19 protein-coding genes and 1 tRNA gene are annotated in these 20,665 nt (G+C 38.3%); 6 read left to right on the top strand and 14 right to left on the bottom strand.

The features are described from left to right. Positions 1-2 precede the first annotated feature (2 nt). The 4 genes from CHU_RS00360 to CHU_RS00345 form a co-directional block, all read right to left on the bottom strand. The gene (locus CHU_RS00360; RefSeq protein WP_011583480.1) at positions 3-542 is read right to left on the bottom strand and encodes a nucleotide exchange factor GrpE; all 540 of its coding nucleotides are present in this window, start codon (positions 540-542) and stop codon (positions 3-5) included. Between the two features lie 90 nt (positions 543-632). After that, positions 633-1,646: a GTPase ObgE gene (gene obgE, locus CHU_RS00355; RefSeq protein ID WP_011583479.1), complete on the bottom strand. Its 1,014-nt coding sequence runs from the start codon at positions 1,644-1,646 to the stop codon at positions 633-635. 194 nt (positions 1,647-1,840) lie between these two features. Then, positions 1,841-2,413 (bottom strand): adenylate kinase, encoded by a 573-nt coding sequence (locus CHU_RS00350; protein WP_041932097.1) that lies wholly within the window; start codon positions 2,411-2,413, stop codon positions 1,841-1,843. Positions 2,414-2,563: 150 nt separating this feature from the next. Further along, on the bottom strand, positions 2,564-3,472 hold the full coding sequence (locus CHU_RS00345; protein ID WP_011583477.1) for a M20/M25/M40 family metallo-hydrolase: 909 nt from the start codon (positions 3,470-3,472) through the stop codon (positions 2,564-2,566). Positions 3,473-3,554: 82 nt separating this feature from the next. Between CHU_RS00345 and CHU_RS00340 the strand changes: the two genes are divergently transcribed. Continuing rightward, positions 3,555-4,892, top strand: a complete 1,338-nt coding sequence (locus CHU_RS00340) for a tetratricopeptide repeat protein (protein WP_011583476.1) — start codon at positions 3,555-3,557, stop codon at positions 4,890-4,892. Here the strand turns inward: CHU_RS00340 and CHU_RS00335 are convergent. Next, the gene (locus CHU_RS00335) at positions 4,882-5,349 is read right to left on the bottom strand and encodes an Lrp/AsnC family transcriptional regulator (RefSeq protein WP_011583475.1); all 468 of its coding nucleotides are present in this window, start codon (positions 5,347-5,349) and stop codon (positions 4,882-4,884) included. The genes CHU_RS00340 and CHU_RS00335 overlap by 11 nt on opposite strands. Positions 5,350-5,424: 75 nt before the next feature. On the opposite strand from CHU_RS00335, the gene CHU_RS00330 reads away from it, so the two are divergent. Then, on the top strand, positions 5,425-6,831 hold the full coding sequence (locus CHU_RS00330) for a hypothetical protein (protein WP_011583474.1): 1,407 nt from the start codon (positions 5,425-5,427) through the stop codon (positions 6,829-6,831). Here CHU_RS00330 and CHU_RS00325 read toward each other — a convergent pair. From CHU_RS00325 to asnB, 6 genes are all read right to left on the bottom strand, one after another. Continuing rightward, entirely contained in the window at positions 6,817-7,902 is a 1,086-nt protein-coding gene (locus CHU_RS00325) for a glycosyltransferase family 4 protein (protein WP_011583473.1), read from the bottom strand. The genes CHU_RS00330 and CHU_RS00325 overlap by 15 nt on opposite strands. Further along, the gene (locus tag CHU_RS00320) at positions 7,899-8,798 is read right to left on the bottom strand and encodes a class I SAM-dependent methyltransferase (protein ID WP_011583472.1); all 900 of its coding nucleotides are present in this window, start codon (positions 8,796-8,798) and stop codon (positions 7,899-7,901) included. The genes CHU_RS00325 and CHU_RS00320 overlap by 4 nt, the downstream gene beginning before the upstream one ends. Next, positions 8,795-10,030 (bottom strand): glycosyltransferase, encoded by a 1,236-nt coding sequence (locus tag CHU_RS00315; protein WP_011583471.1) that lies wholly within the window; start codon positions 10,028-10,030, stop codon positions 8,795-8,797. The genes CHU_RS00320 and CHU_RS00315 overlap by 4 nt, the downstream gene beginning before the upstream one ends. A gap of 41 nt (positions 10,031-10,071) precedes the next feature. Further along, entirely contained in the window at positions 10,072-10,998 is a 927-nt protein-coding gene (locus tag CHU_RS00310) for a GDP-L-fucose synthase (RefSeq protein WP_011583470.1), read from the bottom strand. A 5-nt stretch (positions 10,999-11,003) separates the two neighbouring features. Further along, positions 11,004-12,116, bottom strand: a complete 1,113-nt coding sequence (gene gmd, locus CHU_RS00305; protein WP_011583469.1) for a GDP-mannose 4,6-dehydratase — start codon at positions 12,114-12,116, stop codon at positions 11,004-11,006. A gap of 93 nt (positions 12,117-12,209) precedes the next feature. Then, the gene (gene asnB, locus CHU_RS00300; protein ID WP_011583468.1) at positions 12,210-14,099 is read right to left on the bottom strand and encodes an asparagine synthase (glutamine-hydrolyzing); all 1,890 of its coding nucleotides are present in this window, start codon (positions 14,097-14,099) and stop codon (positions 12,210-12,212) included. A 33-nt stretch (positions 14,100-14,132) separates the two neighbouring features. Between asnB and CHU_RS00295 the strand changes: the two genes are divergently transcribed. The 4 genes from CHU_RS00295 (at position 14,133) to CHU_RS00280 (ending at position 17,029) form a co-directional block, all read left to right on the top strand. Beyond that, positions 14,133-14,657, top strand: a complete 525-nt coding sequence (locus tag CHU_RS00295) for a C40 family peptidase (protein ID WP_011583467.1) — start codon at positions 14,133-14,135, stop codon at positions 14,655-14,657. A gap of 33 nt (positions 14,658-14,690) precedes the next feature. Then, positions 14,691-14,764, top strand: a tRNA-Ala gene (locus tag CHU_RS00290). Between the two features lie 124 nt (positions 14,765-14,888). Then, complete coding sequence (locus CHU_RS00285) at positions 14,889-15,431, top strand: SRPBCC family protein (RefSeq protein ID WP_041932096.1); 543 nt, start codon at positions 14,889-14,891, stop codon at positions 15,429-15,431. A 164-nt stretch (positions 15,432-15,595) separates the two neighbouring features. Next, positions 15,596-17,029 carry a hypothetical protein gene (locus tag CHU_RS00280; RefSeq protein WP_011583465.1) on the top strand — a complete coding sequence of 478 codons (1,434 nt, stop codon included), beginning with the start codon at positions 15,596-15,598 and terminating at the stop codon, positions 17,027-17,029. A gap of 4 nt (positions 17,030-17,033) precedes the next feature. On the opposite strand, the gene CHU_RS00275 is transcribed toward CHU_RS00280, so the two are convergent. The 3 genes from CHU_RS00275 to CHU_RS00265 all read right to left on the bottom strand — a co-directional run bounded on the left by CHU_RS00275 (position 17,034) and on the right by CHU_RS00265 (position 20,623). After that, positions 17,034-17,459, bottom strand: coding sequence for a response regulator (locus CHU_RS00275; protein ID WP_011583464.1), 426 nt, complete (start codon positions 17,457-17,459; stop codon positions 17,034-17,036). 75 nt (positions 17,460-17,534) lie between these two features. After that, positions 17,535-19,076 carry an L-piperidine-6-carboxylate dehydrogenase gene (locus CHU_RS00270; protein ID WP_011583463.1) on the bottom strand — a complete coding sequence of 514 codons (1,542 nt, stop codon included), beginning with the start codon at positions 19,074-19,076 and terminating at the stop codon, positions 17,535-17,537. A 74-nt stretch (positions 19,077-19,150) separates the two neighbouring features. Further along, entirely contained in the window at positions 19,151-20,623 is a 1,473-nt protein-coding gene (locus tag CHU_RS00265; protein WP_041932095.1) for a Do family serine endopeptidase, read from the bottom strand. Between the last annotated feature and the right edge of the window lie 42 nt (positions 20,624-20,665).

Genomic DNA, 20,665 nt, shown 5'->3' with positions numbered 1-20,665 from the left:
TCTTAAGCTCCAATAACAACCTTCGCGTATCTGATTACTTTATCTCCTAAATAGTATCCCTTCTCAACTTCATCCACTACTTTGCCTTTCAAATCTTCTGTCGGAGCAGGTATTTGTGTAATTGCTTCATGCAATTCACTATTGAATACTTCACCCTGCGCATTCATGGGTGTCAACCCTTTTTGCGTAAGTGTTTTGTTGAATTTATTATGAATCAATTCTACTCCTTCACGTAATGCTTTTGTATCTTCTGTAGCAGGAATATTTTTCAATGCACGGTCAAAATCATCGATAACAGGAATCAGACTGCTCATTAAATCTTCATTTGCTGTTTTAAGCAAATCAATGCGTTCCTTGCTTGTCCGTCTTTTATAATTGTCAAATTCTGCGTACAATCTGACATATTTATCTTTCCAATCAGCGGCTTCTGCCGTTGCTTTTTCCAGTTCTGTCAATTCAGGCGCCTTTTCAGAAGTTTCTGCAACTACTTCTTTTTCAGCAGAATTATCCATTTGTTCTTCGTTAATTTCTTCGTTTGCCATAAGTATGATATGATTTGACAAATAGGGGTTGTCAATAAGTTTGCCAAGCTGTTTTTCTGACAATATGACACCGCGCTATTTAATTAAGTTCTATTCCATAAAGTCGCTTTTAGGTTTATTCATGGTTGTCCATAATAAATCCTTCAGTTCCGTTAGCCCCTGGTTTAAGTATGAAGAGAAAAATACTGTCTCAACACCTTTAGGAAGTTCTTTTTTCAGTTCAGCTTTTAATTCATCATCAAGCATATCTGATTTAGAAATTGCTAGAATCCGATCTTTATGAAGCAACTCCGGATTGTATTTTTGAAGTTCGTTCAATAATATTTCATACTCTGCACGAATATCTTTTGAATCGGCAGCTATTAAAAACAATAAGATTGAATTGCGTTCGATGTGTCTCAGGAAGCGGATTCCCAAACCTTTTCCTTCCGCAGCACCTTCAATAATTCCCGGAATATCGGCCATGATAAATGAACGGTAGTCGCGGTATTTTACCACACCCAGATTTGGCGCCAGCGTTGTAAAAGCATAATCTGCAATCTCCGGCTTTGCAGCAGAAACTTTTGACAACAACGTAGATTTTCCGGCATTCGGGAAGCCTACCAAACCAACATCTGCCAGCACTTTCAATTCAAGTATTACCCAGGCTTCTATACCTGGCTCACCTGGTTGTGCATAGTGCGGAGCCTGATTGGTAGATGTTTTGAATTGCTCGTTTCCTAATCCGCCTCTACCTGCGGGAATCAGAATGATTTCCTGTCCGTCTTCGGTGATCTCTGCAATTTTTTCTCCCGTTTCAGGATCGCGTGCAATAGTACCAAGCGGTACTTCTACAATCTGATCTTTACCTTGCGCACCTGATGCCCGGTTTGTACCACCGCGCTCTCCGTCTTCGGCCATGATGTGTTTGGTATATTTCAAGTGCAGCAACGTCCATAACTGAACATTACCTCTTAATATAATATGTCCTCCACGCCCGCCGTTTCCGCCATCCGGACCACCAAGGGGCGTGTGTTTCTCCTTGCGGAAATGAACGGCGCCAGCGCCTCCTTTACCGGAGCGGCAGCATACTTTTACGTAATCTATAAAGTTGGAAGAAGCCACTTATTTTTTGCTTAAAGCGGAAAGCGGAAAGCTTAACGCCCGATGAAATTATATTTTTTTACAAAATGGTCTGCTTTGCAGAATGCCATTCAAATTCAATACGGCCCGCTCTGCATATATTACACGGAGATTGAATGGTATAGAAAACACCGTTTTATTTCAATAGAATGTGAAATAAAACGGTGTGGTATGGATTATTTTGCTGCATCTACAGCGTTGCAGATTTCAGTGAAGATTGTTTCAATCTCTCCGATACCCTGCACTTTCACTGCTTTACCTTGCGCTTCATAATACGGAAGTACGTGAACGGTTTTATTGAAATATTCGTCGATGCGCTTTAATACTTTTTCTGCATCATCATCTGCACGACCCGAAGTCTGCTTGCGGATCTCAATACGTTTTTTCAGTTCTTCTTCATTCACATCCAGCGCAACAACAGCATGGATTTTTGTTTGCAGTGTTGCAAGCATATTATCCAATACTTCTGCCTGATGCACCGTTCTTGGAAAACCATCAAAGATAAAACCTGTTGCACCTGCATTAGATTCAATAGCCGCTTTTAAGATGCCTACCGTTACTTCATCCGGCACCAGCAAACCATTGTCTATGTATTCCTTAACTTTTACGCCAAGTTCTGTTTTACGGGAAATGTGATCGCGAAAAATATCTCCTGTAGATAAATGTGCTAATTTATATTTAGCAATTAATTTTTCACTTTGTGTTCCTTTACCTGCTCCGGGAGGGCCAAATAAGACAATATTCAACATAAGGGGACTTAATTTTATTTGAAGGAACAAAAATACGCTTTTTCGGTGAAAGGGTAAGCATTGAAGGCAAAAAGCTTAACGCCTAAGGTAAAAGGCTTCGTTGTAAAATCCAATGTGCCATTTTAAGCGTTTAGCCTTTCGCTTTCAGCTTTATAACTTTTCCATCAAATACTTATATAACCCTACCATCGATTCAATATCCTTTTTATGTACGCATTCATTCGGCGTATGGGCATCTTTTTCGGGCGCGCCGATAAAACACCAGTCCCATGGATAAGGAGAAAGCTGCAGTTCACGTCCGTCACTGGCGCCGGCACCTTCTACCTCCAGTTGAAACGGAATATCCGTTTGTCTGGCCAGTTCAATAATACGGTTTACATATTTTTTACGCGGAATCATCCGGTCGCGCATGGAGATTGCAACACCTTTTCCTGCTTCCACGCCTTCTGTTACCCAGGTAATGTCACAGATCAGCGATTGTTTCACATGAAAGGTTTCATAGATCCAGCGCGCAAGGTATGCAACAGAACCGCCGCCGTGTTCTTCCCAGCACGTAAAAGCAATGATCCCGTGCTCCAGCGTTTTGGCCAGTTCCAATGCCGTCCATACACCAAGGCGGTCGTCCAGATAGGGTGTTAAAATAAAGTCACCTTCTTCTCTGAAGTCTGGTTTGAATGTTACTTCCGTTCCACGATCAATAAGGCGATCTGTTTCAAGCATCCATTCCTCATCAACAATTTTCAACACGCCTTCTATGTCTCCATTAGAATCTTTACCTACTAACCGGTAGCCTTCTTTTGCTGAAGGCGAACCAATCGGGTGCAGGTGGTTGTTATACGAAACAGTAAAACCAATTGAATCCATATGCGCAAATACAGCTGTTCGGGGGTTGCCAAAAACAAGTACGATACAATCCTGCAGATCATTATCCGCATATATTACCGGTTGATATGACCATGATCCTGCATTACTCCGTATATATTCAAGAATAAAATCCTTAAGCGGCTCTTCATTTCCTGAAGGAGCATGTATGGAGCATAGTTCTTTTAAAAGTTGCATATATTAAAATGTAGTAGATTGAATAAACTTACAATAGTTTTCGTTAAAATTATACTTTGATTGCGAATAGCTACAGGATAAAATGAAAAAAACACCGATAGTATTTATATTATTTCTTTTAAACTTTATTTGCCTTGGTCAGGCAGATACAACCATGCTGCTTTCAGACAAGGCTGTACAGATAGAAGGAACAGATGCTGTCAATGATTTATATAATTTCAAATTTGAAAAAGCGGAAGGTTATTTTTTATATCTGAAAAGCCAGCACCCCAATCACCCGATGCCTTATTTCTTAATGGCATTGAGTAACTGGTGGAAGATGATGCCTTATATTGACAACAATGATTACACCAATGCCTACGAAAAAGAGTTTCTTTACTACATAGATCAGACAATTGAAAAAGGCGAAGAGCAATTCAAAGCAGACGATCAAAATGTGGAAGCGGCCTTTTTCCTTTGTGCTGCGCATGGATTTAAAGGACGGTATTTTTCTGAAAATAAAGGATATGTAAAAGCTGCCTTTGCAGGCAAGAGTGCGCTGCACTACTTAACGTATACAAAAGGCAAAGGTGATCTGAATCCCGAATTTCTATTTGGCGAATCTATTTTCAATTATTATGCAGAATGGATAAAAGAAGAATATCCATTACTAAAACCATTGGTTGGACTTTTTCCAAAAGGAGATAAGGCTGTAGGGCTGGCGCAATTAAAAGAATGTGCCACTAACGCTTTTTATACGCGTATAGAGGCACAGTATTTTTTATTGAGAATCTATACCAATGAAGAAAATAATTCCAGAGCGGCGTATCCGTATGCAAAATACCTGTCAGAAAACTTTCCTGACAATCCTTATTTTCAACGGGTGTATGCACGTCTATCCTTCGAGTTAGGATATTATGCTCAGTGTGAAAAAATCTGCTACGATATTAATTATAAAGTAAATATTGAAATGCCCGGCTATGAAGTAAATACCGGAAGATATGCGGCGTATTTTTTAGGCCGCATATTATATGAAAAAAGTGATCTGGAAAAATCTAAATTTTATTTACTTAAAACCGCAGCCTTTGCAGAGTCCGGCAACATGAATAAAATGGGATATTCATTATCTGCTTATTATTATTTAGGGATGATTGAAGTTAAATCGCAGAATTATTCAGAAGCAGAAAAGTTCTTTTTGAAAGTAATTGATTTAGGTGAAGATAAGCAGGATAACAGTGCGGTTTACAACTATTCGTATGCATCCTATCAATTGGCTTCTGTATATGAAAAACAGCAAAACACGAAGCGGGCTGAATCGTTTTATAAGGATGCGATAAAACGTGTTAAAAAACTAGACGAAAAATCATACGCGTCTACAATCAAAGAAATTACAGCTAATTCTGAAGCAGGTCTGGAACGCCTTAAGCAGCCTAAGAAATAGGCATAACTTTAGAATCCTTGTATGTTGAAAGAATGATCATGGATTGCATGTTCCCTATCTCTTCAATATCAACCAATTTATCCAGAATTAGTTTCTGATATGAATTTATGTCTTTAGCTAAAATTTTCAGCAAAAAATCTCCTGAGCCGGTTATGTGATGACATTCCACAACTTCCGGAATAGCGTTCATCTGATTTACAAAAGACATGATCTGGTGCTTCTTATGCCCTGACAAGGATACTGAAACAAATACCGCTGTTCCGATTCCTAACAATTCTCTTTCTACTTCCGCATGGTAGCTTTTAATTATACCCAGATTTTCCAGTTTCCGCACTCTCTCAAGTGTTGGAGCAGGAGACAAACCAATTTCTGTAGCAAGCTGCGAATTGGTAATTTTAGCATTCGCTTGCAGAATTTCCAGGATGTTCTTGTCAATGGAATCTAATTTAATGCTCATTGTCGGTAGTTTTATTGTCCAAGATACAATTTATTCGTTAATTTCAAGAATATTAATAGGTATCCTCCTTAAATAATGGGTTTTCAAAAACTGTCGGCGTACGAACTTTCCATCAGCAAGAATTTAATCAGTTCCTACGAATACATTTTACTCCCTGTCTATATTTTCCTTTTTTTTGTTGCTACCCGTATCCTTGTAGAATTGATCTATAAAGATCAAACCATTCAAAAAACAATTTATAAAGGTTTATCACTGAAAATATTCGGAGGGCTGTTTGTAACCCTTATATTTAATTTTTATTACCAGGGCGGAGACATCGGCACGTATTACAACGAAGGCCGCATACTTACCAACCTCATCTTAGAAAACCCTGAATATTTTTTCAGAATTTATTTTTACAGTCCTTCAGGTGACGACACAGAACTTAAAAATCTTTTTACCGGTATGAATTACATGAATGCTGCGGACACCCGGATCATTCTGAAAATCACTTCCTTTCTTAATTTTTTCACCTTTAACTCCTATCTGGTTACAACTTTTCTGTATAGTTACATTTCTTTCTGGTGCATCTGGAAACTTGTATATTTATTGTTTACCATATATCCTGATCATAAAAAATTTATTACCTGGGGATTCTTTTTTGCGCCAAGTTTAATTGTGTGGGGAAGCGCTATCCTGAAGGATACTATTTGCTTTTCATCCTTATGTCTCATTCACTATTACCTTTACCAGGTTTTTATTAATAATAAATTCAAGCCCACCTATGTGATTTATATATTACTGACAGGCTATATTATACTTACCATAAAACTGTATATACTGCTTGCTTATGCTCCATGCTTTTCCTTTATGGTTACGCAGCAATACAAAAAAAATATTCAAAATGTTTTTTTAAGAGCCCTGATTGCTCCATTCATTATTGTTTTCAGCTTGGTGATCAGTTATGTTTTGGTGACACAATTAGGCGCACAAAAGGAACGTTTTTCGAGCGAAAAAATCATGCAGACAGCAAAGATACAGCGTGACTACCTGCACTCTGTATCGCTGAGGTCGCAAGGGTCTACATATGATCTGGGCGAAATGGATGATAACCTTATGAGCTACGTACTGAAATTGCCGGCCGGCATTAATGTATCCTTATTCCGGCCTTATTTATGGGAGTCCAGAAATCCGATTATGTTTTTATCTGCTATTGAATCTTCCTTCGTACTGTTTATTACCATCCGGCTTTTTTATAAAAGGAGATTAAAAAACACGCTTACTGTTTTATCGAAGGATATCAATCTGCAGTTTTTCCTTTTGTTTGGCTTGTTGTTTTCCTTTTTGGTTGGCGTAACAACATACAACTTTGGCAGTTTAGTGCGCTATAAAATTCAAGGCTACCCGTTTTATATTGTTGGCATCCTGCTGTTGTATTATCTGCAGGAACCGAATGATAAGAAAAAATTTAAAAAGAGAAAGGTTTTTTCAGCGGACAATTGATACTACAATCTTTAGATACTTATCCTTATTGGCTTCGATAGAAAATGTATCAGCTACTTTTTTTCTGGCAGCCAGTCCAAGTTCTCTTCTTAACGATGCATCGGTCAATAACGTCTCAAGTCCGTTTAGCCATTCTTCTTTTGTTTTAACCAGCATCCCTGTTTTACGATTCTCAATAACCCTTAAATTGGCGGCTATGCCTGTAGCTATTGTTGGAATTCCCAAGGCCATATATTGAAGTGCCTTCAATCCGCTTTTCCCATAAACCCATTGCTCATCTAACGGAAGCGGATAAACACCTATATCAATGCGCTGCAGTGTCGCAACTTCTGCCTGTTCACTAAACGGAACAACCTCAATCTGCAAACCGGTATCTTCGCATGTATGCACACCAAAAACAAGAATGTTGAATGTGTGTTTTTCCCGTAATTCGATTAATATATCTTTTAACAGGAAAAAATATTTCAATGTGCTGTGGCTGCCCGACCAACCTATTGTCAAGGTTTTTTCATTAGTATAAGTATTTACGGGAAGATACACTTCTGTATTTATTGTTGAAGAGATATCATCAACATTGTTGTTATACTTCCTTACAAACGCTTCCAGATAGGGTGTACAAACAATTACATGCTTCGCACGCTGCATCAGAAATGTGTATTTTTCAGGCCTTTTTAATAGTGACACCCATCTGTTCACTTTTGTTGTATTGCCTAAAAAAACCAGGTCGTCAATATCATAAATTATGTTCGGATTCATCCATATATACATCCTTTCCAGAAGCGGTTTTCCAAAGGGTGTAACATTCAGGAATATGTATACACCATCATAAAACGGCAGAAGGGGAATCAGGCATATTCTTTTTAAGTATCCGTACAGTGTCCAGAATATTTTTTCAAGGATATGTCCTTTTTTATATACGATATTCCAAAACCGATCTGACATAAACGGTTTCACATCTACTTCTATGCCGTTGTTTCTGAAATGCGTAAAATATTGTTCGTATTTCAAGCGCTGACCGGGAGCAACCCCTTCAGGATGCGGACAGATTACAACGATGCGCTTTTGTTTCATTTCTTTTTAGCGATTACTCTCCAAAATGGTGCATTATCAGCAAACACAATATCTGTACAGCCTGCGTGTATAAGCATGTCTGTAATTTGCTGCTTTGAAAACCGTTGTTCCAATGGCGTACCAAAGCGATCTAATGAATCATTACGGATTATATTGAATGATTTATCTGCATACCACGACAAGGGCACACGGGAAACAACTGAAGCTGCCAGATTCAACTTGATCAGTATACGGGATACGATAACAAAAGGCATGTAAATTACTATAGCAAGCAAATCGCAAACGAACCGCTTAATTGCTCCGGGTAGTTTGCTTACCATCCAGCGCAGCGAATTTGACAAATGAAAAAGTGTTTTAAAAATAAGCCCGCGATTTTCCAGATTGTAATAGAGATATAACAATATATGTCCATTCATTTTCAACTTCTGAACACAGGCATGTACAGCTTTTTTTGTATCAGGCACATGGTGCAAAACACCAAGACTAAAAACAAAATCAAATGTACCATCAGCAAATGGAATGTTGTCAACACCTGCCTTTGAAATACGGATGTTATTCTTACCGGACAGCAATGAAGATGCCGCAATCACGGCTTCACTGGGATCAATGCATTCTATAAACCCAACTTTTTCTGACAGGTAATAAGACCAACGCCCTGTGCCGCAGCCAACATCCAGCGCATTTGTTATATGCTTTAATATTGTTTCCGGTACAATATCAAAATAGTTATCGCCGGCATTATATATTTCAGTTTCATTAAACGAATCAAACGCCGTCCACTCTTCGCCAAAAGATTTTACCGTTTCATTGTCTACGTTTCCTTCAACAGAAAATACATCAATTTTTCTTTCTTTAGTTTGTAGTGTTGATACGGATGATTGGTTGTACGGTATCATGAAAACAGTTCGGAATAAATTTCAGAATATAACTGCACGCCATTTTTAAGAGAAAAATTATTTTCGACAAAATCTAATGCGTGCTCTTTTTTATAATATGCAGACAAATTGGTTTTAAGCTGTTTGCTCGTTTCTTTATAATCATCTGTATTGAATGTCTTTAATACAATGCCGGCTTTACTTTCAGTAACCTGTGTTTCTACATCACCAACGTTTCCATTACAAACTACAGGAACACCCATAGCCATGATCTCTGCAAGCTTTGTAGGCGAAGAGCTTTTTTTGGAGTAGGTTGGCTTTATGAAAAACAACGCATAATTGCTGAGTGCTAAATAATAAGGTACTTCTTTGCGTTCTGCCCGAACAACACGAATATCTTCTTTGGTTAAGCCGTATTGCTGAACAACCGTAAGAATATCTGATTCTTTTTCAGGTGTAATAAATAAAAATACAGAAGGATTAAATTCCTCTTTAAACAACAGATAAAACTCGATCATTTCATCGATCATATACCAGGTGCCGATGGATCCTAAATAGGATATGACTGTTTTTCCATCTGCCTGTATTTTCTCCGCATATCTTTTTATTTCATCGGGCACTAATTTCCCTCTGGAAAAAATATTCAGATCGGCACAACAAGGAATTATTTTAAACTTAATATTGCCGGTAACAAACTTCCAGGTTTTCATTTCTTCGTAACTATTATTGGTTAACGTAACCACATAATCAGCATGAAGCAGGCATTTTTTTTCAATCCACTTAAAAAATTTATAGACCAGATAAAAGACAGGATTTTTCAGATTCCATAATGCTCCATCAACCCGTTCATCTGCCCAGAAGCCGCGCATATCAAAAATAAATCCTGTACGATAAATCTTTTTGGAAAGCAGCCCCATGATTGCCGGAATGTAACTTCTGCAATGAACGCCGTCGAATCTATCTTTTTTATAAAGCTTGCAAATGAAGCGAAGCCCTATGTGCAGATCCCAAAGGGTGGCAAGGATGGAAAAACGTTTGTGATATGTATGCGGATACCACTGAATGTTTTTATTGGCAATAAGTGCGTGAATGATGTGTTTGTTGGAATCAATCTTTTCTGGTTTCTCAAAACTTAAAATAGAGAATCGGTAACCTTTTTCTTCCAGGCCTAAAATATACGGCAATACCTGCGACTGCCCTAAAAAATCTGTAAGTCCATCATATGTGATATAAAGTATGTGCTTTTTATTCATTCCCTATTTATCACCCATGATGAACATACAAACAAATTAATTTATACTGCTTTAAACGCTTCTTTATATACAGAAGTTATTCCTTCTTTTAAGCCTATTTTATATTTCCAGCCTAACTTTTCAATTTTAGAAACATCCATCAATTTACGCGGAGTACCGTCTGGCTTGGTAGCATCAAATACCAATTCGCCTTCAAAACCTACTACTTCTTTTACGAGAGTAGCCAATTCTTTTATGCTTAGATCAACGCCGCTACCAATATTTACGAAGCCTTTGTCGTTATAGCTTTCCATTAAAAACAAACACGCTTCTGCCAGATCATCTACATGCAAAAACTCTCTCAACGGGGAGCCTGAGCCCCAAACTTCTACCGTTTTTGTACCATTTACTTTTGCTTCATGAAATTTTCTCAGAAGCGCTGGTAAAACGTGTGAATTATTCAGATCATAATTGTCATTCGGACCATATAAATTAGTTGGCATAGCAGAAATAAAATTGCAGCCATATTGATCTTTATATGCTTCACACATTTTTATTCCGGCAATCTTAGCAATTGCATACGGTTCATTTGTTGGTTCCAGCACGCCGGTAAGCAATGCATCTTCACGCAACGGCTGCGGAGCCATTTTAGGATAAATACAGGAAGAACCTAAGAACAATAATTTATTGACTTTGGTCTCAAATGACTGGTGAATGATATTTGCCTCCATGATAAGATTATCATAGATAAAATCTGCGCGGTAAATGTTGTTTGCCTGAATACCCCCTACTTTAGCGGCTGCCAGAAAAACATACTCGGGCTTTTCTGCCTGAAAAAACAGTTTGACCTGCTGCTGATCTCTTAAGTCAAGTTCTTTGGACGTTCGGGTTATAATATTCTTAAAACCTTTTTTCTCTAACAACCGAACCAGTGCAGAACCAACCATACCTCTATGGCCGGCAACATATATTTTACTATTTACTTGCATGATTACTATTCAAATTGACTTAATGTTTTAAATCCACCTTTCTTAAGGTATTCGTCTTTTTTGAATAATTGCACATCTGCGTCAACCATTTCGTTTACAAGCATAGCAAGGTTGTACTTCGGTTTCCACTTTAAAATCTTTTTACACTTGGAAGGATCTCCGATCAGCAAATCAACTTCAGTTGGTCTGAAATAGGCTTTATCTACTGCAACAACAACAGTTCCTTTTTTTAATTGAAACTCTTTGTTTTTGCAAGATTTAACAACAGCTGTTTCTTTTACGCCACTGCCTTTAAATTCTACTTCGATACCAACACGGGCAAACGCCATTTTAACAAAATCTCTAACCGTTGTGGTAACACCCGTAGCAATTACAAAGTCTTGTGGTTTTTTCTGTTGCAGGATTAACCACATTGCTTCTACATAATCTTTTGCATGTCCCCAGTCACGCTTTGAATCAAGATTGCCTAAGTAAACTTTATCCTGTGCACCTAAAGCAATACGTGCTACGGCACGTGTAATTTTTCTTGTAACAAATGTTTCTCCACGTAATGGAGATTCGTGGTTAAACAAAATCCCGTTACAGGCAAACATGTTATATGCTTCTCTATAGTTAACCGTGATCCAGTATGCATACATTTTCGCAACAGCATAAGGAGAACGCGGGTAGAAAGGAGTTGATTCTTTTTGCGGAACTTCCTGTACCAAACCGTAAAGTTCAGATGTAGAAGCCTGATAGATTTTAGTCTTTTTTTCCAAACCTAAAATACGGATTGCTTCAAGGATACGCAGTGTTCCGATACCATCTGCATTGGCAGTATATTCCGGCGTATCAAAGCTCACTTTTACGTGAGACATGGCTCCTAAATTATATATTTCATCCGGCTGAACTTCCTGGATAATGCGGATTAAATTGGTAGAATCTGTTAAATCACCATAATGTAACTTGAATTTTACATTTTTTTCATGCTGATCTACATATAAATGATCTATACGATCTGTGTTAAACAATGAAGATCTTCTTTTAACGCCGTGAACTTCGTATCCTTTTTTCAATAAAAACTCGCTCAAATAAGCGCCATCCTGACCCGTTACTCCTGTAATTAATGCTTTCTTCATATGTTATTGTTTTTTCATTCTATATTAATCAGTATCGTAAAATATCTTCTGTAACTAATTTACAAAAAAACTATTTGTATTCCTGCTACTAATTTAGTTCATAAACTTCTTCCACCAAAATTGAAATGTAATAAGTGGCCAAATCTTTGATTCATCTAAATTACTATTTTTATCAATAGCGTTTCTAATATTCTTAATATAACTCCATTTAAAAACGTGTTGCTGTTCAATGAATTTCTGACTTAGCAGTTCGTCTAAAATCCACGCTTTTAACTCCTTACTAAATATTTTTGTTAGCGGAACATCAAATCCGTGTTTTGCTTTCGATAAAATTTCTGCAGGCAATTCATCTTTATAAGCGTGCTTTAATACTTGCTTGCCGCCGTTTTTATTGATTTTATAACTGGAAGGAAGTGTTGAAACATACTCTACCAACCGGTAATCAATCATCGGTTCCCGCACCTCCAGGCCATTTGCCATAGACATGGAGTCAACTTTATGCAGCATGTCACTGCCCAGCACCAGATTCAGGTCGGTGTATAAAATACGGTTCAAATCATATGGATTTTTTTTGAACGCATGTAAAATGCCACCCTTCCTGATTTTATATTCTTCGTTATCTGCAATATTTTCTTGGAACATTTCTTTATGTGCCTCTTCAGAAAATACCGAACACCATCTGTAGTATCTTTCCGCATCTGTTAACGTTAAGCCTTCGATTAATTTCTGAGCCTGTCGAATCTTATCTCCCATAGGTGTATTCCTGTTACCCGGCAATATTTTTACTACAGGCTGTATCAGTTGAGCAAAACGGATCTGCCAGTTGGGATTTTTAATTAACCACTCGGCTCTGTGTTTGTTGTAGCCGCCAAAAAGTTCATCGGCTCCATCTCCTGAAAGGATTACTTTCATGGAAGGTGCAACTTTTTTTGATAAAACAAATAAGGGCAAAGAAGATGTATCTCCGAAGGGTTCACTCATGCTTTCCAGACAAGGCAGTATATTGTCTGCAAGCTCTGTTTGGCTGAGTGAAAAAGTTGTATGGCTGGTGTTAAATGTTTTTGCTACAAGCTCAGCAGATTTCGTTTCATCATAAAAATCCGCTCCTTTAAAGCCAACTGAAAATGTATGTAGATTTTCAACGTGTTTAGACGCGCTTGCCACAACAATGGAAGAGTCCAGACCGCCGCTTAAAAACGCGCCGACAGGTACATCTGCAACAAGTCTGTCCTTAACAGATGCATCCACCAGTTCTTTTACGTGGGCAGCTGCCTGCTCAAATGAATGCTGATGCTTCGTTTGCGTACTGGAAGGTATTTCATAATATTTTTTAGAAATTACACCCGCCTTATTTATCAATAAATAACTTCCGGCTTCGAGTTTTTTAACGTCTTTAAAAATAGAATCCGGTTCAGGAATATAGCCTAAGGTAAAATACTGCTGCACAGAAACCCAATCAATTTCCTTTGGAACATTATAGGCCAGCACAGCTTTCATTTCAGAAGCAAAAATAAATTTGTCTTCATCTTTGTAATACAGCAAAGGCTTCACACCCATCCGGTCTCTGGCTACAAATATTTCATGTTTCTGTTTGTCGTAAATAGCAAAAGCAAAAAAACCATTTAATTTCAGCAGGCAGGCTTCGCCCCAATGTATATAGGCATTCAGCAATACTTCCGTATCAGAATCTGTTGTAAAGGTATAACCGGCTTCCTGAATGAGCTGTTCTCTGAGTATTTTATAATTAAATATTTCTCCGTTAAACGTTAGGACATATCTGTCTGTTGAATCATGCATAGGCTGGCGGCCATTGATCGTATCAATAACAGATAACCGTCTATGCCCAAGTGCAATAAGTTCTTCGACAAATGTACCACGGCCGTCCGGCCCGCGATGTGCAAGCAATTCAATACTTTTGCCAAGATTAATCATATAGAAGGCTCCTATTTGATTAAACGCAAAAATTCCCGTAATTCCACACATATAATTCTTAAATTAAAATTACAACTATTACCGATGCGTTATTCCCGGTTAGCCATTCTGTTTCTTTTCGTTGGTTTGTTATTGAGCTGCAGAAGTGCAAAACAAAAACGTGCAAAAGAAAATAACAAACAGCTTAAGACTGTTACAAAAGGAAATAATCATGAAAGTACAGAAAAAGCCGATAAAGTTATAACGGAGGCACGCTCTTATATCGGTACACCTTATAAATTCGGAGGAACGAGCAGAGCAGGTATGGATTGTTCGGGATTGATGCTGCTCTGCTTTAAGGAGGTTAATATTCAACTGCCGCGAACTTCTGCCGAACAAAGCAATGCAGGTACGGCCATTAAATACAGCGACCTGAAGCCTGGGGATATGGTTTTTTTTACCGATAAAAAAGGCGGATCCAAAGTTGTACATGCTGGCTTAGTCAGCATTGTAAAAGGACCGCGGGATGTAAAGTTCATTCATTCCTCTACGAAACTGGGGGTTGTCGAAAGCGATCTGTATGTGAGTTATTATGAAAGTATATTAATAAAAGCCAGACGTGTATTATAATTCCAGTAATACAGATATATTTGTATTCTTAAAGGGGGATTAGCTCAGCTGGCTAGAGCGCTTGGCTGGCAGTCAAGAGGTCATCGGTTCGAACCCGATATTCTCCACAAGAGCTCTTCAGGAATTTGAAGAGCTCTTTTTTTATGATCAGGGTATCCCTGGCTTGAATTTATTCGTATATTTATTTGTGACAACTTTTCAATACGATACGTTTAACTTTTGTCTGCTTTTATGAAAATTGTAAAAATTGTAGCACTAAGCTTTTTATCTCTTGTAGTACTCACATTTATATTTGCCTTCTTTGTTGACGGCCATTACGAAGTATCAAAAAGCATTCTTATCAATAGATCTTCGCCAGATGTTTTTGCTTATGTTTCTCACATTAAAAACCAGGAACATTACAGTGTTTGGGCTAAGCGAGACACAAACAGCATCAAGACATACAGAGGAAGGGATGGAGTAGTTGGCTTTACGGCTACCTGGAAAAGCGAGATGAAAAAAGTTGGACAGGGGGAACAGGAAATCAAAAAAATCATACCGAATAAACGAATTGATTTGGAATTAAGATTCTTCAAACCCTTTGAAGCGACAGATCATGTTTTCATGGAAACCATTGCACAGGATGAAGAAGAAACAAAAGTAGTCTGGGGCTTTGATGGCGAGATGGCATATCCTGTAAATTTCTTTCTGTTGTTTGTAGACATGGAGGATGTGCTGGGCGGTGATCTGGAGACAGGACTTGTAAACTTAAAAACAATTTTAGAAAGTAAATAGAAGTATAAAGATACTTCTATAGCCCTGTTTTAAGTGTTTTTAATGCAATTGATTGTGCATTAATATATTTACAATAACTAGATAATATTACCTTCTTTTGTTACTTTAGCTAGAACAAACATATACTAGTACCAAAAATTTGTATTGTTTAATTATTACTTTTCATGTCGAAGCTTAAAAATATCATTAAACAGCTGTCCACCAAAGATTACACAGCCATTTACGACTCTCTTATAAATAGCAATGCAGAAAAATCTGCTTATTTATTGAAATTTATGCGCGAGAAGCAGCTTTCAGATACACGTATCATGGAAGAGCTTGAAGTAAATAATAATGCATATTACACGCTTCGATCCAGGCTGAACCAAAAAATTGAAGAATACCTTCTTCAGGAAATGGAAAGTCCTCGTACTTCGCTGATCAAAAAAGTTGCTACCGTACACGACATTATCTTCACCAAGAAACGTGCGATTGCCATTGCTTCTTTAAAAAAGCTGGAAAAGGAATTACTGGATTACGATCTGTCAAATGAATTGACGATCATATACAAAACGCTTAAAAAGTTATTAATCAATTCTCCTGAAGATCATTTCTCTTATTCGCAGCTTTATAACCGCCATGTAGCTTACATGCTTGCGCTTGATAAAGCGGAGGATATGCTGGGGAATTACTTTAAAAAATACGGCGAATACTTTTTAACCGGCAGCGAGTCTGATAAAATAGGCCTGGAGTTAATGCGTAGTGAAATGAATAACATTGCGAACCTCTATCAATCACACCGGCTATTCGTTTTTCAATCGTTCATTAATATTTTTCACGAATTGAAAATTGATAAGGTTGCAAAACCGGAAATGGAATCTACCTTTGAATCGATTCAAACAATTTTTGATCAATACTATCTGGATGCAACCTATTATCATTTGATCTTAGTTCTTGATTATCTTAAAATTGAATACTTCAATTTAGTAGATAATGATGCGCGTTTGAAAAAAGCCATGGAAGATATCAGTGAATCCATGCCTGTCTTTGTTTCAAACTATACGCTTTACACCTTCTCTCCTGCATTGCTGCTGTCAAAGCAAACATTTTATTTAGCAGAACGCACGGAAAAGCTTATGTATGGCGAAGCAAAAGAATTGTTTGAAGATTATGAGATCAACAAACAAAACCTTCCCGAATACATTCTTTATATCAACTACAGAGTGTCTGCCTGCTTCTTCGCGGAAAAATACGATGAGGCTGCTAAATATCTGAATAACCTGTTAAATGAAACGGCGTTAAAAAAATATCCCAACACGTTTTTAGAAATTAAATTATTGCTTGCGCTTCAATATGTAATGATCAAGGAGCACGATTTATTTAATCAGTTGGTAAATAGCATTCAGCGCCAGATACGCCTGTTAGGTAAAGATGAGTGCGCACATGCTGTGATCATTATTAAGATTTGTAAGACGGCCTTGAATGAAGGTAAAAAAGCTAAAAAAGCTAAACTAAGCATTCTGGTAGACAAGCTTAATTTAGCTTTACCGAAGTATTATTCTCCGTTTAATTATTTAAATCTGAATCATCAGTTTATTGACAAACTTGCCGAAATTTAAGAAGTTAAATCTTTCTTAGATTATCCAGGGTCAATGGTTTGTTGATGTATTTAATGATGTGTTTATTCTTTTTTGCCTTCATTAAATCCTGTGGATTCAGTGAGGATGTAAGCATGATTACGTTGCATTGATCTTTTATCAGATCAGACATTTTTTCAAACTCTTCTAAAAATTGAAAGCCGTCCATTAAAGGCATATCAATGTCAAGAAAAATCAAATCCGGCAAATACAAATCCAATGACCCTTTAGCAAGTTTCTCTATATTTTTCAAAAATTCAATGGCGCTTCTTGCACCAGAGTGAACAAATATATGCGTACATATGCCGGCTGCTTCAATCATTTTTTGATTTATTAAGTTGTCGATTTCATTATCATCGACAAGCATGATTGAATGGTATTTGGTGTCCACGGCTGTTTCCATATTTTTCATAGGTAAAATAATAAAAAAGTTAGTTGGTATTAAATATAATTAATTCTATTCAAATGCAAAATGCAACATTCTGATTTATAAATCAAATTTTATCCCTTGAGCAAGAGGCAAGGTATTCCCGTAATTAATTGTATTCGTTTGGCGTCGCATATATGCTTTCCAACTATCAGAACCAGACTCTCTGCCTCCACCGGTTTCTTTTTCACCTCCAAATGCACCTCCTATTTCAGCGCCTGACGTTCCTATGTTTACATTGGCAATGCCGCAATCAGACCCTTTATTTGAAAGGAATCTTTCCATTTGTTGTAAATCTCCTGTAAAAATGGCGGAAGATAAACCCTGGCGCACGCCATTGTTCATTTTTATGGCATTTTCTACGTGTCCGGTGTATTTTGAAATATACAAAATCGGCGCAAACGTTTCTTCCTGAATGGATGGTATTGCACCGTCGGCTTCTAAAATAGCAGGCAACACATATGTTCCTTTTTCAAAACCTTTAGGCTGCATACGCTTGCCGCCTGTGACTAATACCGCCCCTTCCTTCTGAGCAGTCGCTATGCGTTTTTCATACAGTTCTACAGCTGTTTCATCAATCAACGGGCCAACCAATGTGTCTGCATCCAAAGGGCTTCCTATAGAAAGCTGTGCGTAAATACGTGTCAGATCATCAACAAGCTTTTTGTATATGCTTTCATGCACAATCAACCTGCGTGTCGTTGTACAACGCTGACCAGCCGTACCCACTGCCCCAAAAACAATGGCACGTGTTGCCATGTCAAGATTGGCTTTTTCTGTAACAATGATCGCATTGTTACCGCCAAGTTCTAACAAAACTTTGCCTAAGCGACCGGCAACAGCCTGATTCACTTTTTTACCCATTGCAACAGACCCGGTAGCAGAAACAAGCGCTACGCGTTCGTCATCCGCCATCCAGCTGCCTTGCGCGGCGGCTCCCTGGTAGATGGTGAATATTCCTTCCGGCAATCCGTTCTTCTTTATTACTTCTGAAACAACCGACTGACAGGCAATTGCCGACAAAGGTGCTTTTTCTGACGGCTTCCAGATACATACGTTACCACATACAGCGCCAATGATTGCGTTCCACGACCAGACAGCAGCAGGAAAGTTAAAGGCGGATATAATCCCGACAATCCCAAGCGGGTGATATTGTTCATACATTCTGTGATCAGGTCTTTCAGAGTGCATGGTTAAGCCATACAGCTGGCGTGACAAGCCAACGGCAAAATCGCACACATCAATAATTTCCTGCACTTCACCCAAACCTTCCTGTAAAAGCTTTCCTGTCTCTATTGTAATGAGCGCGCCTAATTCCTGTTTCTTTTCTCTGAATGCATCACCAATCTGCCGGATGATTTCACCACGTTTGGGAGCAGGCAATGCGCTCCATACAGGAAAAGCCTCCTGAGCTTTTTCAATCAATGCATTATACGTTTCTTTTGAAGCATACTCAACAGTTGCCAAAAGCTCTCCGTTAATCGGCGAACTTTTTAGAAACGTTTCATTGCTATGCCATGTTTGACCTGCAGACATAGCAGACGCATTTTGTTTTTGAATATTAAATGCGTCAAATATTTCTTTAACCGGTAGCTGAGTCATAATTTGTTTATACGTTTTTACATAAAAAAAGTGTTCTTTCGAACACTTTTTTTATTTTTTATCGCTGATCTGTTTTACCAACCAATGCCGTAGAATTCTTTTTTTCCATTCGGATAAATACCTTCCATCAAGATACCGCCATTGGTAGTAGATTCAAGAATGCGGACAACATCTTCCGGCGAGCTGACAGGTTTTTTATCGATGGAAGTAATAATAAATCCTTCTCTTACGCCTGCTTCTTTTAATTTACCGCTAAATAATTTTGCAACCTTTGCACCGCCGGAAATTTCCAGCACACTCATTTCACCACCCGATACCGGCTGTAAGTCTGCGCCAAGCTTCGTTTTAACAGAGTTGTCGTCTTTAGCAACAATGGCCATATCGCCTAATTTATTTTTTAAGGTAACCGAAGTTTCAAGTTCTTTTCCTTTGCGCACATACTTAACTTTCAATTTGTCGCCGGGTCTGTAGCGCGCCACTACTTCCTGCAATTGTGTTGTTGCGCCGATGTTGATGTCATTGATCTTTGTTACAATATCGCCTTCTTTAATACCTCCCAGGTCTGCTGCACTTCCCTGATTAACGGCACTCACATAAACTCCTGAAATAAAATCGATTGTTTTTTCCTTTGCTAAAGCAGGCGTCATATCCTGAATCACCACACCTAATAAACCACGTTGCACCTGGCCATAGTTCATGATGTCATCAATCACTTTTTTAACAAGAGATACCGGTACAGCAAACGAATAACCTGCATATGCTCCCGTAGGACTTGCAATAGCCGTATTGATACCAATCAGTTCTCCTCTTAAGTTTACCAATGCACCACCGCTATTGCCCGGGTTTACTACCGCATCTGTCTGCAGAAAAGATTCAATCGCCATGTTATCTTTATCTCTCAGGATATTGATGCTTCTTGTTTTAGCGCTGATAATACCTGCGGTAACCGTAGACGTTAAGTTAAACGGATTTCCTACAGCCAGTACCCACTCACCGATACGCACCTGATCCGAGTTGCCATACACTACAAACGGAAGATTTTCACCTTCAATTTTAATCAATGCCAGATCCGTTGTCGGATCTGTTCCGATCAGTTTTGCATCGTAGGTTCTTTTGTCATTTAATACAACCTGAATCTTAGATGCTTTATCAACCACGTGATTATTTGTTACGATATATCCGCCGCCGGTAACAATAACGCCGGAGCCGGAAGCTTCGCGCGGCTGGTTGTAATTTTCATACGGATCACCATAGAAGTACCGGAACAATTCTTCATCACGCGTTTTAGGGCGTGTAGTTTCAGGCATATACGTTGTTTTTATATGCACTACTGCCGGTGTAGTCAATTCTGCGGCATGAATAAAATTGAGACCCGCAGGCACTGCGATAGCAGATGTATCTGAAAAATTTGCAAAGGATGCGCGCTGCATCGATTCAATGGACGTAAATTCATTCTTTTTGACAAAATACTGGTAGCCGACTAAAGCTACAATGCCTCCAAAGATAGAAGACACTACCGCTAACATTCCTAGTTTCTTCAAACTCATAGTTGTAATACAATTATTTTACGTGTGCTAAATTAATACATT

Origin of the sequence: Cytophaga hutchinsonii ATCC 33406 (genome assembly GCF_000014145.1) — a bacterium.
GTDB lineage: Bacteria > Bacteroidota > Bacteroidia > Cytophagales > Cytophagaceae > Cytophaga > Cytophaga hutchinsonii.
The sequence above is the reverse complement of the archived record's forward strand: the minus strand, read 5'-3'. Positions and strand labels throughout refer to the sequence as shown.